This window comes from Labrys sp. 22185 (genome assembly GCF_052045555.1).
Taxonomy (GTDB): Bacteria; Pseudomonadota; Alphaproteobacteria; order Rhizobiales; family Labraceae; genus Labrys; species Labrys neptuniae.
On record NZ_JBQEPH010000133.1, the window covers coordinates 1 to 427 of the forward strand.

The following is a 427-nucleotide window of genomic DNA, read 5'->3' on the forward strand; positions in this document are numbered from 1 at the left end:
CAGCCAGCTCCAGGCCGTGGGCAACAATGCCAATGCCGGCTGGAACCTGTCGACAGGCGGCGATACCGCGGGCAAGAGCAATGTCGGTCCTGGCGGCACGGTGGATTTGAGCAACACCGACGGCAATATCGTCGTCGCCCATAACGGTCCGAACGCCACCTTCGATCTTGCCAAGAGCATCACGCTGGACAGCGTCACGGCGGGCGGCAACACGCTCGACGCCACCGGCTTGACCTTGGGCAACACCACGGTGACGACGAACGGCCTGACCATCGTGGGCGGCCCGAGCGTGACGACGGCCGGCATCGATGCAGGCAACAAGGCGATCACCAATGTGGCCGCCGGTACCAATGCCACCGACGCGGTCAATCTGAGTCAGCTCAACAGCGTCTCCACCTCGGTGACGAATCTCGGCAACAACGTCAAC

1 pseudogene is annotated in these 427 nt (G+C 63.5%); it reads left to right on the top strand.

Annotation, left to right across the window (positions count from 1 at the left end):
- Window positions 1-427: pseudogene (locus ACTJKX_RS38265) on the top strand (hypothetical protein); the annotation flags it as partial.